Source organism: Amycolatopsis sp. NPDC114504 (assembly GCF_055633595.1).
Genome location: NZ_JBVKDU010000001.1, coordinates 608,754 through 625,626, shown reverse-complemented (window position 1 = coordinate 625,626; position 16,873 = coordinate 608,754). Strand labels below are relative to the sequence as shown.

The following is a 16,873-nucleotide window of genomic DNA, read 5'->3' as shown; positions in this document are numbered from 1 at the left end:
CCATGCGCAGGACAGTGACGTCCCTCGTGCTCGCTGCGGCGACCGCCGTGAGCCTGATGACCCCGGCGGCCGCCGGCCACGACCGGGGCCCGGCCGAAACGACCACGCTCGCCCACTTCGACCCGGCCGCCTTCGCGAACCCGCCGAAGGACAGCCGCCCGGCGATCTACTGGTACTGGAACAACACGATCACCAGCGACATCACCGACAAGCAGATGGCCGAGATGCGCGCCAAGGGCGTGTACGAGGCGGTGATCTTCCCGCTCGGCGGCGACTCGATGAAGCCGGTGTTCCTCAGCGAGGACTGGTTCACGCTCGTCGGGCACGTGCTGCGCGAGGCACAGCGCACCGGCATGAAGATGTGGCTGTTCAACGACAACAACTTCCCGAGCGGCCGCGGCGCGAACTACGTCGTCAACGGCGGCACCCTCGGCACCCGCACCATCCCCGCCCGCCCCGACCTGCGGCTGAAGGGCCTGCTGCGCTCGACGCGGATCGTCGACGGGCCCACGACGCTGCCCCTCGCCGAGACCTCGGGGCTCAGCGTGGACACCGGCAAGCTGGTCGTCGACCCGGCCACCGCGCCGGGCGCCGCACCGCTCACGCCCGGCGCCGGCTGGAGCGACTACACCGTGAGCGGCAAGGTCACGCTGACCGCGGGTGGCGTCCAGCTGGCGGTGCGCTCCGACGGCACGCACGGCTACGTCGTGGACGTCGACGCCAAGGGCGCGGCCAGTGTGTACAAAGTGGACGGTGCGAACCGGACGCGGCTGACCACCGGCGTCAACACACCCGGCTTCACCCCGACCCACGTGCAGACGATCACCGTCACGGTCTCCGGGAACACGATCACCCCGAAGATCAACAACACCGTGCAGCCCGCGGCCACCGACGCGAGCTACCCGACGGGCGCCGCGGCGGTGTCGGCCGAAGGCACGCAGCGCTCGCTGTGGGACGACCTGACCGTCACCGCGCCGGACGGCACCAAGCTGTGGACGTCCACCTTCGACAACGCCACCGCGCTCGCGGACTTCGCGCAGAACCGCGTCACCCTGGCGGGGGTGACCGCGGCGGCCGCCCGGCCGGTCGGCACGAACGCCGCCGTAGAGCTCAAGGGCACGACCTGGCAGGTGCCGGCGGGCCGCTGGCAGGTCGACGTCTATTCGCAGGTCCTGCTGCGCGACGACTCCAGCGGGTACGTCCGCGGCTACCTCGACCTGCTCGACCCGAAGGCGACCGACGCGTTCCTGAGCATCGCGCCCGAGGAGTACGCGCGCCGCTTCCCGTGGGCGATGGGCACGGTCGTGCCCGGCTTCTGGGACGACGAGCCGTTCATCGCCTCCGCGCAGCCGCACCCGTTCAAGCGGCTGCCGTCCTCGCCCGGGCTCGCCGACGCGGTCCGCGCGGCCGGCGGCACCCCCGGCGTCGCCTACACCGCGGCCGCGGACGGCCTCGACGCGGTCGCCGACCAGGCCGCCGGGACGTACTGGCGAGCCGTGGACAACCTCTTCTCGACCAGCTACTACAAGCGCGAAGCCGACTGGATGGCCCAGCACGGCCTGAAGCTGATCTCCAACCCGCTGCTCGACGAGCAGAGCCCGCAGCAGCGGATGAACTCGACCGGTGACCTGTCCAAGGACAACCAGTGGGCGCAGGTGCCCGGCAGCGACATGATCACCACCGACTACACCGCCGGCCAGCAGACCACGCTGGGCCGCAACGCTTCCTCGGCCGCGCACCAGAGCGGCGCGCCGCGGACGCTGATGGAGACCTTCGGCAACGCGGGCTGGCAGGTCGCGCCGGACTACATGCATGCCACCGTCGGCGCGCTCGCCACTCGCGGTGTCAACCTCACGTTCCTGCACGCGATGTACACCGACGAGACGTCGGTGACGTTCGCGCCGCCGTTCGGGCCGCGCAGCACGTTCTGGGAGGACATGCCGGACGTCGACGCGTGGATCGGCCGCGTGATGGAGCTGGGTCGCGGCGAGAACCTCGCGAAGACCGCCCTGGTCCAGCCGCAGCGGGCCGCCGAGCAGACCCGCATGTCCGATGCGAGTCACCAGCTGGACAAGGACTTCTCCGACACGGCGTACGCGCTGGAACGCGGGCAGGTCGACTTCGACCTGCTGAGCGACTCGTCGCTGTCCGGCGACCCGGCCGCGCGCTTCCAGGCTCAGGTCCGCGGGGGAACCCTGCGGGTCGGCGAGGCGAGCTACCGGCTCGCGGTGCTGCCGCGGACGCCGGTGCTCGACCTCGAGACCGCGCGCACCCTGGTGAAGTTCGTGCGGAGCGGCGGGCGCCTGATCGCGGTCGGCCCCCTGCCGACGCGGGAGGCGACCGGCCGCGACGCCGACCTGGCACGAGAGCTGCGGACCCTGTCCGGCGCGGTCACGGTCGTGACCGACGTGAACGCGATCGCGGGCCTGGCGCAGAACGCCGGGGTCGGGGCGGCCCGGCTGCGACCCGCGGCCGACGCCGTCCGGGTGGCACGCACCGGTCGCGGCGCGGATACCGCGTTCCTGCTGAACAACGAGAGCGACGCGGTCGTGACCACCACCGCGACCTTCCCGGTCGACGGCACCCCGGAGATCTGGGACCCGCGCACCGGCACGGCGAAGGTCGCCACGGCGTACTCGGCCGGCCGGGCCACCACCGGCGTCCCGATCACGCTCCAGCCGTACGAGACCCTCGGCGTGGTGTTCCGCAAGGGCGTCCGCGACACCGCGCACCTGACCGACGGCACCCTGCCCGCCGCCTCGGTCTCGCCGAGCGGGCGGGGCCTCCAGGCCGCCGTCACCGCGACGACGCCCGGCACGTACGCACTCACCGGCCAGGCGGACGGCCGCACCTACCGCGGCACGGTGCAGGTCACCGATCCGCTGACGCCGATCGCGCTGGACGGGCCGTGGACCGTCCGGCTGGAGCAGGACGGCGCCGTCGCCACCGAACGCCCGCTCGGCTCCTGGACCACCTTCGCGCCGACGTTCTCCGGCAGCGCCGTCTACACCACGACGGTGACGCTCACGGCCGCCGACCTCGCGAAGCGCAAGCTCGTGCTCGACCTCGGCGAGGTGCACGACCTCGCCACGGCGACGGTGAACGACACTGCGCTGCCCGCCGCGCTCTGGCACCCGTACACCGTGGACGCCACGACCGCGCTGCACCCGGGCGTCAACACGATCAGCGTCCGCGTCACCAACACCCTGGCCAACGAGCGCAACAAGATCCTGCCGTCGGGCCTCGCCGGCCCGGTCGCGCTGCGCCCGCGGGCCGCCGTCACCGCCCGGCTGGAGGCCACCCGATGACAGTCAGCAGACGCACGGTCCTCACGGTCGGTGCCGCGCTCGGCGTGGGCGCGACCCTCTCGTGGGCCCCGCCCGCCCTCGCTTCGCCAGGGAAGCCGTTCCTGAAACAGTTCGCGAAGCCGGACGCGTCCACGGCCGCGAAGTTCCGCTGGTGGTGGCCGCACGGCTTGGTCGACCTCGCCGAGATCGCCCGTGAGGTCGACCAGATCGCCGACGCCGGGTTCGGCGGCGTCGAGATCCAGGACGTCCACCACAGCGTCCAGACCGTGATGGACCCGGAGCACTACGGCTGGGGAACACCCGCGTGGCTCGCGGCGGTCGAGACGGCGTTGCGCCGCGCCAAGGCGCGTGGCCTGACCGTGGACCTCGCGATGGGCCCGTGCTGGCCCACCGCGGTCCCGACCATCACGCCCGACGACGTCGCGGCGAGCAAAGAGCTGGCCCACGGCGTCGTCACGGTCCAGGGCAGCTACAGCGGACCGCCGCCGGCCGCGGTGGTGCCCGCCGAATCCGCAGTGGGGAAGCAGGACCTGATCGCCGTCCAAGCCGCTTTGGTGGTCGGTTCACCCACCGCCGCCACGGTAACGCTGGATCCGGCGTCGGTGCGCACGGTGGACGTCCACAACGGACAGATCGACTGGACCGCGCCCGCGGGCACGTGGATGCTGTTCGCGTATTGGGCCCGCGGCTCGGCGCAGCAGCCGGAAGCCGGCCCGCACACCGCGCCGCTCGCCTACGTCGTCGACCACTTCAGCGCGGCGGGCACTCGCGTCGTGCTGGACGAGTGGAACTCGACGATCCTCACCCGCGCCATCCGCGGCCTGCTGAAGGACGTCGGCGGTGACCTGTTCGAGGACTCCCTGGAGATCGAGACCGACGCGACCATCTGGACCCCCGCGCTCCTCACCGAGTTCCGCAAGCGCGCGGGGTACGACCTCCTGCCGTACCTGCCGGTCGTCGTGCAGCGCAAGGGCAAGTACCTGTTCGCGTTCGACTCCGACACCTCGAACCACGTGCGCGACGACTACAACCAGGTGCTCTCGGACCTTTACCACGAGAACCACCTGATCCCGGTCCGCGACTTCGCACACCGCCTCGGGATGACCCTGCGCGTCCAGCCGTACGGCCTGCAGACCGACGCCATCCGCAGCGCGGCGCTGCTGGACGTGCCGGAGAGCGAGTCGCTGGGGTTCAAGAACCTCGACGACTACCGCGTGCTCGCGTCCGGCCGCGACATGGGCGGCCGGAAGCTGCTGTCGTGCGAGTCCGCGGCGTACGCGAACGGCGCGTACAACACCACCTGGGACAAGGTGCTGCAGACGATGGGCAGCGTCTTCGCGGGCGGCGTCAACCAGGCCGTGCTGCACGGGTTCGCCTACGCGATGGCACCCGGCGCGCAGTGGCCCGGGTTCGCGGCCTTCTCCCCGTACAACGGCAACGGCATCGGGTACGCCGAGGCGTGGGGGCCGCGGCAGCCGACGTGGGGCCACGTGCCGGACATCGCCGGCTGGTTCGCCCGCACGCAGCTGGTGCTGCGCACCGGAAAGCCCCAGGTGGACATCGCGTTCTTCCGCCAGAAGGGCTGGACGTCCACCGGCATCGGCGCGCCGTGGGCGACCAACGACGGCATCCCCGCCGGCTGGACCCACGGCTTCCTCAGCGAGGCCGTGCTGGAGCTGCCCAGCGCCGTCGTCCGGCACGGCAGGCTGGCGCCGGACGGGCCCGCGTACAAGGCGATGATCCTCGGCGGCGACCAGTTCCACGGCAGCGAGCACACGCTGTCCGTGCCCGCGGCCCAGAAGCTCCTGGACTTCGCGCGGGCGGGCCTGCCGACGATCGTCATCGGCACCTGGACCGCCGATGTCCACGCCGAGGGCATCGCGCAGCCGGGAGAGAACGACCGTCTCAAGACGCTGATCACAGCGTTGCTGGCGCTGCCTTCGGTGCGGGTGGTCGCCGACGCCACCGGCATCCCGGCCGCGCTCGCCGAGCTGGGTGTCACGCGCGATGTGGAGCACGACCCGTCCACGGTGATGAGCGTGCACCGCATCGACGGCGACACCGACTACTACTACCTCTGCAACGCGCGGCACGCGGAGAACCGCAAGATCACCGCCGTCACGCAGGACGTGTGGCTGACCGCCCAGAGCCGCGACGCCCAGCCGTTCGTGCTCGACGCGTGGACCGGCGAGACCGAACGGCTGGGTGTCTTTTCCCGCTCCGGCGACAAGATCCGCGTCTCGGTGTCGCTGAACCCGGGTCAGCCGGTGATCATCGCGCTCGGCCGCGGCGACCGCGGCCCGAGCGCGGTGGCGACGGACGCGCCCGAGGTGCGCTACCTCGACGGCAAGCTCGTCGTGCGGTCTTCGGCCGCGGGCACGTACTCGACGACCCTGTCGAACGGCCGGGTCGCCCGCACTCCGGTGACCGCCCCGCCCGCGCCGATCGCTTTGTCCACCTGGGACCTCGAAGTCGAGGACTGGCAGCCGGGTGCGACGGCGACGTCCACGCTCAAGCCGAAGCGGCGGCTTTCGCTGACCGCGCTCGCCGCCTGGCCGTCGATCCCCGGACTCGAGGACGTCTCGGGGGTCGGGCGCTACCGGACCACCGTCGACCTCGGCCGCTGGGACCGCGGGCTCGGCGCCTACCTGGACCTCGGGGAGGTCTTCGACACCTACCGCGTGCGGGTCAACGGCACCGCGCTGCCGCCGTCCGACGTGCTCGACACCGTCGTCGACGTCGGGCCGTGGCTGCGGTCCGGGCGCAACACCATCGAGGTGGAAGTCGCCACCACGCTCAACAACCGGCTCCGGGTGAGCCGTCCCGAAGTGTTCGCGATCGCGGCACGGCAGGCGTACGGCCTGGTCGGCCCGGTCCGCCTGGTGCCCTACCGGCAGGAGGAGATCCGATGACGGTCACCCGGCGCACCGCGCTCAGCCTCGGAGCGGCACTCGGCTTGGCGGCAGTGGTCCCGTGGGACGCTTCGGCTTCTGCGGAGGTCTCGCTGAAGCCCGTCGCGCTCGGCGGGGTCCGGCTGCTGGAGAGCCGGTACCTGGCGAACATGCGCCGGACCGTGGCGTACCTCAAGTTCGTCGACCTGGACCGGCTGCTGCACACCTTCCGGCTGACGGCCGGCCTGCCCACCTCGGCCGAGCCCTGCGGCGGCTGGGAAGCGCCGGACATCCAGCTGCGCGGCCACACCGCCGGGCACCTGCTGTCCGGCTTGGCGCTCGCCGCCGCGAACACCGGGGACACCGAGCTGGCCGCGAAGGGCGCCCGGCTGGTGGCCGAGCTGGCGAAGTGCCAGGCGCCGTCGGGCTACCTGTCGGCGTTCCCGGAGTCGGACTTCGTCAATCTCGAAGCCGGGAAGTCCGTGTGGGCGCCGTACTACACGATCCACAAGATCCTCGCCGGGCTGCTCGACCAGCACCGGCTGCTCGGCACCGCGGGAGCGCTCGACGTCGCCCGCGGCATCGCGCGCTGGATCGACGGGCGCACGGCACCGCTGTCCCACGACGCCATGCAGAAGGTCCTGCACACCGAGTTCGGCGGGATGAACGAGGCACTGGCCAACCTGTACGCGATCACGAAAGACCCGCTGCACCTCACGCTGGCCCGCCGCTTCGACCACGACGAGATCTTCACGCCGCTCTCGGCGCGGCAGGACACCCTCGCCGGGCGCCACGCCAACACCGACATCGCGAAGATCGTCGGCGCGGCCGCGGAGTACGACGTCACGGGCGAGCAGCGGTACCGCACGATCGCGACGTACTTCTGGGACCAGGTCGTGCACCACCACAGCTACGTCATCGGCGGCAACGCCAACGCCGAGTTCTTCGGGCCGCCGGACCAGATCGTCAGCCAGCTCGGCGAGAACACCTGCGAGAACTGCAACAGCTACAACATGCTCAAGCTCGGCCGGCTGCTGTTCCTGCAGGACCCGAGCCGCACCGAGTACCTCGACCACTACGAGTGGACGCTGCTCAACCAGCTGCTGGGCGAGCAGGACCCGGACTCGGCGCACGGGTTCGTCACCTACTACACCGGGCTGACGCCGGGGACGCAGCGGCAGGGCAAGCAGGGGGTCGCGTCCGACCCCGGCACGTACAGCAGCGACTACGGCAACTTCACCTGCGACCACGGCACCGGCCTCGAGACGCACGTCAAGTACGCGGAGAACATCTACTTCGCCGACGGTGACACGCTGTCCGTCAACCTGTTCATCCCGTCCACTGTGGACTTTCGCGGCACGCGTGTGCGGCTGGAGACGGAATACCCGTACGACGAGACGGTCCGGCTGCGCGTCGACGGCTCCGGCACGTTCGCCGTGCGCGTCCGGATCCCGTCGTGGGTCGCCCACCCGCGCCTGACCGTCAACCACGCCCCGGTGGCCACGACACCGGGACGCTTCGAGACGATCCGGCGGCGGTGGCGCCGGGGCGACGTCGTCGAGCTGCACCTGCCGATGACGCCGAAGTGGCTGCCCGCGCCGGACAACCCCGCGGTGTCGGCCCTGACGTACGGGCCGCTGGTGCTGGCCGCCCGGCACGGGGCGTCGACGCCCCCGGTCATCCCGACGATCGACCCGCGCACGCTGCGGCGCGAGCCCGGACGGCTGGAGTTCAGCGTGCGGGCGGGTGCGGAGCGGCTGCGGCTGAGCCCGTTCCTCGACGTGCAGCACGAGCACTACAGCGTCTACCTCGCCGCCCCACCGGACCGGCCGGCGCCGAAGACCGTGGCGGTGTACCCGCTCGGCGCGAACCTGGCGGAGTCGACGCACCGGTGGCCGGCCGCGGTGCTCGCCGGCGGCGCGGTCGCGGGGGAGCGGGGCATCGAGCTGGACGGCGTCAGCGGGCACGTGCGGCTGGCGTCCGGGTTGCCGGCGAACCTGACCGAGCTGACGGTGTCGATGTGGGTCCGGCCGGACACGATCGTCAACTCGGCACGGGTGTTCGACCTCGGCTTCAACGCGCATTCGTACCTGTTCCTGACCCCGCGCACCGGTCTCGGCGTCGCCCGCTGCGCGATGAAGCTGGGCGGCATGGAAGCGGAGGACTTCGTGGACGCGGCGATCGCGCTCCCGGCCGGGGTGTGGACGCACGTGGCGGTCACGGCGGGAGCCGGCCTGCGCCTGTACTTCGGCGGCGAGCTGACGGGGGTCAACCCGGCGCCCTTGATGAGCCCGCTCCTGCTGGGCGCCACCCAGCTGAACTACCTGGGGCGTTCCCAGAACGTCAAGCACCCCTACCTGAAGGGCGCGGTCGCGGACTTCCGCCTGTACGGCCGGGCGCTGGGGGAGGCGGAGGTGCGGGCCTTGGCGGCCGGCTGAGGGGCGCCTTCCCCTCGTCCGGGGAAAGCGCCCGCCGGGTCAGCCGATCAGCTCGTAGATCTTGGCCGAGTAGAACAGCCAGTGGTCGTTGTCCGCGTTGCGCAGGGCCCAGGAGCGCCAGCCCCGGGCCTGGACGACGTCGGTGAACTCCACGTCCGCGTCGCCGCCGGCGACCGTGACCGGCGGGCGGTCGCCGAGCCGGTAGCGCGTGGTCGTGGTGACGTCGGTGGTGAGGTGGAAGACGACCTTGTAGGTGTGGGGCGCGGCGTCCGGGACCGCGTACATCGGCACCGCGCTCTGGTTGATGGACGGATCCAGCACGTGCGGGTTGAAGTTCACCAGGATCGGGGTGAACGCGTACACGCCGTAGAGCACCAGCTCGCTTCTCGGCGCCTGCACGTGGACCGGGTCGAGCGTGGCGAGCAGCGACCACGCGGCGGCCGGTGCCGCCTCGGATCGCGGGTGTTCGCCCGCGGCCGAGGCCGCGCCCGGCTGGAGTACCGCGACGGCCACCGCGGCCGTCGCGAGCAGGTGGACCAGACGGCGGCGTGCGGGCTTCTGGTTTCGCATGATGATTCCCTCCTCGGTGGTGCAAACGGTTTCCGGGTCAGGCCACCTGGAAGACCCGCCCTTCGCTTTCCCACGTGGACCTGCTCGCCGGATGGTCGAGATCCACGGTGTCGCCCTTGAGGAAACCGATGGGCGGCGGCGTGAACGGACCGTGCGACAGGACCCCCGTGTACTTCCCTTTCGTGCCGTTGTTCCAGGTGATGACGATTTCGAAGTTCGGTCCCCGGACGAATCCGGTGGCCTCCAGGCTCTGCACGGAACCCTGGGAGTGCGAGGCGAACGCGTTCAGCCGGTCCTGGTCCTGGTCGATGTCCACCAGCACCCGGAACCCGTTGCGCTGCACCATTTCCCAGCGGCCGCCGACTTGCAGGAACGGTCCCATGACTACCTTCTTCCCTGATCCGGCGAGCAGGTCACCGGACGATCCGGACCCGGCCTCGCGTGCCGTCCACGGTGACGACCTGGCCGTCGCGCAGCCGCGTCGTGGCGTCGCCGGTGGCCACGACGGCCGGCACGGCGTATTCCCGCGCGATGATCGCCGGGTGGGACAGCGTGCCGCCGGTGTCGGTGACCAGCGCGCCGACGCTCGGGAACACCACCGACCAGACGGGCGAGGTCATCGGGCACACCAGGACCTCGCCGGGGCGCAGCCGGCCGAGCCCGGTCTCGTCGTGGATCACGCGGACCACGCCGGTGTGGCGGCCGGGTGACGCGGCGATCCCGCGCACCACGTTCTCGTCGGTGTCCTGCTCCGGCGCCGGGGGCAGGATCCGGTCGAGGGTCCACAGGAACGCCTCGTTGGCGAACCGCGCTTCCGCGGGCAGGGAAGCCATCGACGGCGGCGGTGGCGGCGGGGTGCCGTAGGCGGCGGGACCGGGGTGGGCCATGGCCCAGCTCCGCTCGCCGGCCCGGCGTGCGGCCGTCGCGTGCCGGTCGTCGCCGCTCCGCAACGCCGCCAGCAACTCGGGCGGGCGCAGGTGGAAGGCGGCCGCGGGGTCGGGGAGCAGGCCGCGGCGCGTCAACCGGCTACCGAGCTCCAGGACGGCGCGGCGCACCAGCGCGCCCGGGGCGCTGATCGTGTGGAACTCGTTGTCCTCGCGCACCGGGTAGGCCGCGAGGGCCCGGGTCAGCGCCGTTTCGAACCGCTCCCGGCCGGCGCCGTCGAGCGCGGCTCGCGCTTCGGCGGCGGCCGCGGCCCGCCGCCCGGCCAGCTCCGTCTCCCGCGCTCGGGGGTCGAAGCCGGCGGCCAGCTGGTGGCGCAGCAGCGCGAGGACCAGGTCGGGCCGCTCGTCGATGGCGGGCTCGGCGAGCTCGTAGCTCAAGGTGCGGCAGCAGTACCGGTGCAGGTAGCCGGCGAACCGCGCGGCGAAGTCGGCGTCTTCGGCGAGGGCGTCCGCCGCCGGGTCGTCGACGAGCGCGCGCAGCCGGGGGCGGGCGGCGACGTGAGCGGCGAGCTCCGCCAGCGCGCGGGCCGGTTCGGTGGAGCGCACCGAGGTGCCGGCGACCAGCCGCAGCCAGGCCTGGTCGTCCCAGCCGAGCAGCTCCCGGCAGGCGAGCGCGAACTCGTGGAGCACCATCGCCAGCGCCAGGTGCAGCCGGAAGTGGATCGACAGACCGGTCTCGAACAGCCGCAGCGTCGACTCGACGTGCCGGCCGAGCGCGTCGTCGTCGAGCAGGGCGAGGTCGATGTCCCGCAGGGTGGCGGCGCAGGTTTCGAGGCGCGGCCGCCACTCGCCGGGCCACAGCTCGAGGTGGCGCATGGGGAGGTCGGCCCGGATCGCGGCCACGCACCGGCGCACCCGCCGCCGCAGCGCCGGAACCAGCCGGAAGGCGAGCGGCACGGCCCAGTCCGGTAACCGGACCGGGTCCCGGCCGCCGAGCGGGACGATCCGCAGGTACTCCAGGCCGCCGATGTCGCGCAGCTCCACCCCGTCGACGAGCAGGCCCAGCTCGCCGACCGCGGTCCGGATCACCGTCTTCCGCGGCTGGTAGGCCACGTGGGTCAGCCGCGTCCACGGCAGGGGCGCGTGGCTGCTCTCCCGGACCCAGTAGCCGGCCGGGACTTCGACCGGCAGCGGAATCGGAGCGACCGGCAGCGCGGTCACCGGTCGCGACTGCAGGAGCACCACTTCGCCGTCCGCGACCGCCCACTCGACGTCCTGGGGCGCGCCCCGCAGCCGGGCGGCCGCGCGGGCGAGTTCGGCGACGGCGAGTGCCGAGCCGGGATCGAGCGCGGCCCCGGCCCCCGGTTCGCGGCGGGCCACGCCGGCGCGGACCGTCCACCGCTCCGGCGTCACCTCGCCCGAGACCATCCGCTCGGCCAGGCCCGGCACGGCGTCGATCACCACGACGTCCCGCTCGCCGGTGACCGGGTCCGCGGTGAACGCCACTCCCGCGGCGGTCGCGGGCACCATCGGCTGCACCAGGACCGCCATCGCCGGGTCGCCGCCCACCCCCCTCGAGTAGGCGGCGACCCGGTCCCCGGAAGCGGAGGTCCAGCACCGCAGCACGGCCGCCCGCAGCGCGTCCGCGCCCCGCACGCGGAGCACCGTGGAGTACTGGCCGGCGAAGGACGACCCGGCCAGGTCCTCGTCGACCGCGGAGGAGCGGACGGCGAGCGCGACGTCACCCCACGGCCGGACCGCCTCGGCGAGCGCGGCGAGCACGTCGCCGGGCACGGCGAGCGGCGTGGCCGGCGGCTCGCGCGCCGCGGCCACCGACCGGGCGAACACCCCGGCCGGGATCACCACGCCCGGGGGCACCGGCAACCCGTGCGCCGCCAGCGCCGCGAGCGTGGCGGCCTTGGTGCCGGCGAGGTGCCGATCGGTGGCCTGCGCCAACGGAAGCAGGACAGCCTGGGACGTCGTCATCGTGGACTCCTCGCGAATCGGGTGAGTCCACGGTCGCCGACTACGCCGGGGGCGCGGCATCGGCCGGACTACGTATTTCCGGGCAGCCGCTCGAGTACGTAGCGGGTGAGCGCCGTGCGGGAGCCGAGGCCGAGCCGGCCGTAGATGTTCTGCAGGTGGGTGGTGACGGTCCGCTTGCTGATGAACAGCCGCCCGGCGACTTCGGCGTTGGACAGGCCCTGCGCGACGAGCCGCGCGACCTGTTCTTCGCGGTCGCTCAGCTCGCTCGGCCGAGCCCGCGCCGGCCGCGGCACCGGGGGCTGCCCCAGCCGGCGCAGCAGCTGCCTCGCCCGGTCCGCCTGCGGCCGCGCGCGCAGCCCGTCGAGCACCTCGACGCACCGGGTGAGGTCGGCCGCGAGCCCGGGCCGGTCCGCTCGCAGCTCCGCGCGGTCCAGCCGGGCGACCACCTCGTCGTAGACCATTCCCGCGGTGGCGAGGCTGTCGACGGCCGCGTCGAGCGGCGCCGGGTCGCGGGTGATCCGGCCCCGCAGCCACCGGGCGAGCGCGGCCGGGTACCGCACCTCGTCGCCCAGCGCCTCGAGCCGGTCCGCCGCCTTTTCCGCGGTCACCAGGTCTTCGGTGTCCAGCGCCGCGTGCCCGAGCATGGCCAGCGCGACCGGCAGGAGGACGGGCCGGCCGGCGACCAGCGCGGCGGCCGGGCCCAGCGCGGCCGCCGCGCCGTCGCGGCCGAGAACGACCTCCACGCTCACGTGGTCGAGGACGGTCGAGACCCGCCGGTCGACGTCCGGCCGGTCCCCGTAACCCGCGCGGGCCTCCGCGACCCGGCTTTCGGCGTCGTCGAACCGGCCGCGCCGGGCGAGCAGCAGGCCCTGCAGCGCGAGCCCGAACGCCACGCCGCGGGCCATACCGACCCGCTGCGCCAGCTCCAGGACGTCGAAGGAGCGGGCCATCGCGTCGTCCCAGCGGCCCCGGAACAGGTCCGCGAAGCCGAGCAGGAGCAGCGGGACGACCTCCAGCGTCGGCACCCCGGCCCGCCGGGCCCCGCCGAGCGCCCGGGTCGCGTGGGCCCGGGCCAGCGCGAGGTCACCGCCGTTGAGCAGGAGCATGAAGACCGACCGGGTGGCCAGCTCCGTCATCACCGGGTCCTGGAGCTCGTCGGTCTTGCGCACCAAGGTGTCCACCCCGGCCAGGCCGGTGCGGAAGTCGCCGACGGTGAACGCCGCCGCGACCCGGTGGACGTCCGCGCTCACCCGGCCGCGCCGCGATCCCGTCGCTTCGGCGAGGTCATCCAGCTCGGCGATCAGCCGCCGCTCGGCGACGGTGTCGCCACGGCGTCCGGCGGCCCGCACGCGGGCCTCGGTGACGGTCAGGTGCTCCGGGCCGGGCGGCACGCCGGCGAGAGCTTCGGCGGCCAGCGCCAGGTGCTTCTCGGCGGCGTCGACGTGGCCGCGTTCCCACTCCGCCATGGCCGCGCTGGCCACGCACCGCGCCCGGGTCCGGACGTCGTCGCCGGCCAGGTCCGCCGCGGCCAGCCACGCGGTCCGGGCGTCCTCCGGCCGGCCGGCGAGCTGGCTGGCTTCGGCCAGCGTCCGGGTCAGCTCGCCGAGCACGTCGGTGCGGCCGAGCCGGGTCGCCGCGGCGAGGGCGGCGCGCGCGTTCGCCGCGGCCTCCTCGCCCCGTTTCGCCGCGATCGCTTCGCGGACCGCGCGGTCCAGGATGTCGAAGGACTGCGCCGCCGGCAGGACGTCGCCGGCGGCGCGGACGTGGAACGCCAGTGCGCGCAGGTCGCCGGGCGCGGTGCGCAGGAGGGCACGGGCGGCCGCCGCGTGCCGCTCGCCGCGGGCGGCCGCGGGGAGCAGGTCGTAGGCCACCTCACCGAGCAGCGGGTGCGTGACCCGGTACACCACCACGCCCGCCGGCACCTGCTCGTCGACCAGGTGCGCGGCCCGCAACCGGGCGATCCCGTCGAGCAGCGGGACGTCGTCGGCCACGACCTCGCGCAGCACCGCGTGCGTGACCTGCCCGCCGAACACGGCCAGGGCGTCCAGCACCGGCCGGGCGGCGGCGGGCAAGCTTTCGATGCGCCCGCGCAGCAGGTCGCCGACGACGCGGGGCATCGGGGCGAGGTCGCCGGCACCGAGCACCCACCGGTCGCCGGAGCGCACCAGCGCGCCACTGCCGACCAGGGCGCCGACCAGTTCCGTGACGAACAACGGCACCCCGCCGGCCCGGCCGGTCAACGCCCGCAGCAGCGCGACGGGCGGCTCGTCACCCAGCAGCGCCCGGGCCAGGGCGCCGACCGCGCCCTGCCCCAGCGGCCGCACACTGATCTCGGTCAGCAGGTCGCCGCGCCGCAACGCGGTGAACAGCTCCCGGACCTCCCGCGGCGCCTCACCGGACCGGCAGGTGAAGAGGAACAGGATCGGGCGATCGGCCAGCCCCCGGACCAGGTAGTGGAGAACGGCGAGGGATTCGGCGTCGGCCCACTGCAGGTCGTCGACCAGCACGGCCAGCGGCCCCCGCGCGCTCGCCCGGCGCACCAGGCCGCACACCGCTTCGAACAGCCGCGTGCGCTCCAGCCCCGGGTCGCCGAGCGGCGCGGGGCGGGCGACGGGAAGCCCGTCGAACAGCCGGGCCAGGTCGCCCAGGCCGTCGACGAGCGCGGCGACGCCGGCCGCCGGCCCGTGCACCAGCGGCCGCAGGGCCTCGACCACCACGGCGTAGGACAGGTCGCGCTGCAGCGGCGCCCCGCCGGCACTCAGCCCGGTGAAGCCGTCCGCGCACGCCCAGTCCAGCGCCGCCGTCGCCAGCCGCGACTTCCCGATCCCGGCCTCGCCCTCGACGACCACCACGGCGGCCCCGCCGGTCCGCACCCGGCCGGCGCATTCGACGAGCCGTCGCAGTTCCCGATCCCGGCCGATGAGCGGAACATCCGCGTGCACGGTGACGGCCACGGCGATTCGCCTCCCTCACACCCGGAACCGCACGGCATCGTGCTCCCCTCGGAAATCCGGGCGGTAACACGATCACACACCGGTGTGCCGATTCCGGCGAATCGCCGTCGCAATTCCCCTGGTCGGACGAGCGGGCCGATTTCCGGGCGCCGTGAGGTGCGCTTTCTCGCCCGGCCTGTTTCGGGATTGCGCGGTGGGACAGCCGCTAGCCGCGCGCGGTCTTCTGGCCCGAGCTGCCGACGACGTCGAAGTCGCGCGCCTTGCCGGTCGTGTTGAGGTGCGCGATGTCGGCCTGCTCGAAGTCGACGTCCAGGACCGGCGAATCCTTCTCGAGGTCGCGCCGGTGCTCGCTCGGGATGCCCCAGTCGTACCGCTTCTGGATTTCGACGTGGTAGTCGATCTGGTCGCCGTGCTTTTCGCCGACCAGCCGGTACTGGAAGTGGTTGAACGAGTAGTACCAGTCCTGGCCGCCCTTGCCGTCGCGGGCGAGGTCCGGCGCGGTCGTCGTCCAGCCGGTCGTGAACGGGCCGTCCGGGCCCTTTCCCGCCTCGGCGACGGACTTGTCGACCTGCTCCCGGAAGGACGGCATGTCGTCGAGCATGTCCTGCACCGGCGCTTCGACCGTCTTGCCGTCGCCGTCGAGGTAGTGCTGAAGCAGCCAGGCCGCGTGGTCGTTGCCCTGTTTCACCAAACCCAGCAGGACGACGTTGTGCAGCTGGTTCCAGACCCGGCGGTCGTGTTCGGTGGGCGGGAGGACGCCGTACCGGCGGTCCTCGGTCTCGAAGTTGTCCTGCGTGCCGAAGACGACCTTGAGGTTGCGGGCGAGCTCCTCGTCGATTTCCGTGGCCTGCTTCAAGTGCGCCTGGATCTGTTTTTCCAAGCCGTCGGCGATGGCGGCCTGCTCGCCGAGGGCGTCGAAGTACCCCGGCGACACGCCCGGCGTGTCGTCCCAGGTGACCTTGCCCGCGGCGGTGACCGTCATGCCCTGTTCGCGCGCCTGCCGCTGCAGGTCGAGGACGGCTCGCTGGTGGCCTTCGAGGCCCTTGAGCCCCGCGGTGCCCTCGCTGCCGTCGGCTTCGACGTCGATGTACTTCCGCAGTGCCTTGACTTCGGCGTCGACGGCGTCGAAGTCCCAGCGGATCCGGGCGCAGTACCGGGTCGCCGCGTCGCCGCCTTTACCGGCCCAGCCGCCGTCTTCCAGCGGGGTCACGACGGCGGATTCGTAGGCGTCGCGGATCCGGTGGAGCTTCTCGTGGACCTGCGCCCACTGCCCGGCGAACGTCTCCAGCCCGGCGACGTCGAGCTCCGTCAGCTGCTTGAAGTCAACCACCGATCCGCTCCCCGCCCGCCGCGTCGGTCTTGGTGTAGGCATCGGCGCTCAGCCGGAAGTTCTCCGCGCCGTCGGTGAGCCGGCGGTGCAGGAGGTCGTTGAGGCCGTCCCAGCGGGACTGCATGTCGTCGATGCTGCCGACGAAGTCCCAGCCCGGCGCGGCGTGCGCCAGCGGGCCGAAGGTGTCGTCGGCGGCGCCACGCAAGGCGTTCACGGCGACGGCGGTCTCGTCACAGGCATCGGCGCGCTGCCGCAGCCAGGACGGCGTCACGCCGATGTCCGGCTCTCCCCACGGCGGCGCGGGCTTCGGCGACGGTCCGGGGGAGGGCGACGGAGTGGGCTCGGGTTTCGCGTCGTGCTCACCCGGCGACGGCGGTGGCGGGGTCACCCCGGGGCTGGGTTCGGACACCACTCGCCATTCCGCCACCACAGGACTCCCTCCGAAGATCTTTCGCCACGTTACGAGATCCGACAATCCGATGGCCGCGGGCGTTCCCCGCCGCCTATCGTTT

The 16,873-nt window shown here is 73.2% G+C and carries 9 protein-coding genes; 3 read left to right on the top strand and 6 right to left on the bottom strand.

Annotated elements, in window-relative coordinates:
- Positions 1-2: 2 nt before the first annotated feature.
- Genes ACZ7PG_RS02995 through ACZ7PG_RS02985 form a run of 3 tightly spaced genes read left to right on the top strand, consistent with a single transcriptional unit; the run spans position 3 to position 8,637 of the window.
- The gene (locus tag ACZ7PG_RS02995; protein WP_470237406.1) at positions 3-3,308 is read left to right on the top strand and encodes a glycosylhydrolase-like jelly roll fold domain-containing protein; all 3,306 of its coding nucleotides are present in this window, start codon (positions 3-5) and stop codon (positions 3,306-3,308) included.
- Positions 3,305-6,220, top strand: coding sequence for a glycosyl hydrolase (locus ACZ7PG_RS02990; protein ID WP_470237405.1), 2,916 nt, complete (start codon positions 3,305-3,307; stop codon positions 6,218-6,220). The genes ACZ7PG_RS02995 and ACZ7PG_RS02990 overlap by 4 nt, the downstream gene beginning before the upstream one ends.
- Complete coding sequence (locus ACZ7PG_RS02985; RefSeq protein ID WP_470237404.1) at positions 6,217-8,637, top strand: beta-L-arabinofuranosidase domain-containing protein; 2,421 nt, start codon at positions 6,217-6,219, stop codon at positions 8,635-8,637. Before ACZ7PG_RS02990 ends, ACZ7PG_RS02985 begins: the two co-directional genes overlap by 4 nt.
- A gap of 39 nt (positions 8,638-8,676) precedes the next feature.
- On the opposite strand, the gene ACZ7PG_RS02980 is transcribed toward ACZ7PG_RS02985, so the two are convergent.
- The 6 genes from ACZ7PG_RS02980 to ACZ7PG_RS02955 all read right to left on the bottom strand — a co-directional run bounded on the left by ACZ7PG_RS02980 (position 8,677) and on the right by ACZ7PG_RS02955 (position 16,788).
- Complete coding sequence (locus tag ACZ7PG_RS02980) at positions 8,677-9,207, bottom strand: hypothetical protein (protein ID WP_470237403.1); 531 nt, start codon at positions 9,205-9,207, stop codon at positions 8,677-8,679.
- A 37-nt stretch (positions 9,208-9,244) separates the two neighbouring features.
- A complete protein-coding gene (locus ACZ7PG_RS02975; protein ID WP_470237402.1) occupies positions 9,245-9,589 on the bottom strand; it encodes a hypothetical protein in 345 nt (114 codons plus the stop codon).
- 31 nt (positions 9,590-9,620) lie between these two features.
- Positions 9,621-12,077, bottom strand: coding sequence for a PEP/pyruvate-binding domain-containing protein (locus ACZ7PG_RS02970; RefSeq protein WP_470237401.1), 2,457 nt, complete (start codon positions 12,075-12,077; stop codon positions 9,621-9,623).
- A gap of 68 nt (positions 12,078-12,145) precedes the next feature.
- Entirely contained in the window at positions 12,146-15,031 is a 2,886-nt protein-coding gene (locus ACZ7PG_RS02965) for a helix-turn-helix transcriptional regulator (RefSeq protein ID WP_470237400.1), read from the bottom strand.
- 205 nt (positions 15,032-15,236) lie between these two features.
- Positions 15,237-16,361 carry a hypothetical protein gene (locus tag ACZ7PG_RS02960; protein WP_470237399.1) on the bottom strand — a complete coding sequence of 375 codons (1,125 nt, stop codon included), beginning with the start codon at positions 16,359-16,361 and terminating at the stop codon, positions 15,237-15,239.
- Positions 16,354-16,788, bottom strand: coding sequence for a type VII secretion target (locus ACZ7PG_RS02955; RefSeq protein ID WP_470237398.1), 435 nt, complete (start codon positions 16,786-16,788; stop codon positions 16,354-16,356). The genes ACZ7PG_RS02960 and ACZ7PG_RS02955 overlap by 8 nt, the downstream gene beginning before the upstream one ends.
- Between the last annotated feature and the right edge of the window lie 85 nt (positions 16,789-16,873).

Excerpts from the sequence above, each read along its gene's own strand:
- ACZ7PG_RS02985 (WP_470237404.1), top strand. The coding sequence starts at position 6,217 with ATGACGGTCACCCGGCGCACCGCGCTCAGCCTCGGAGCGGCACTCGGC.
- ACZ7PG_RS02995 (WP_470237406.1), top strand. The coding sequence starts at position 3 with ATGCGCAGGACAGTGACGTCCCTCGTGCTCGCTGCGGCGACCGCCGTG.
- ACZ7PG_RS02975 (WP_470237402.1), bottom strand. The coding sequence starts at position 9,589 with ATGGGACCGTTCCTGCAAGTCGGCGGCCGCTGGGAAATGGTGCAGCGC.
- ACZ7PG_RS02970 (WP_470237401.1), bottom strand. The coding sequence starts at position 12,077 with ATGACGACGTCCCAGGCTGTCCTGCTTCCGTTGGCGCAGGCCACCGAT.
- ACZ7PG_RS02980 (WP_470237403.1), bottom strand. The coding sequence starts at position 9,207 with ATGCGAAACCAGAAGCCCGCACGCCGCCGTCTGGTCCACCTGCTCGCG.
- ACZ7PG_RS02990 (WP_470237405.1), top strand. The coding sequence starts at position 3,305 with ATGACAGTCAGCAGACGCACGGTCCTCACGGTCGGTGCCGCGCTCGGC.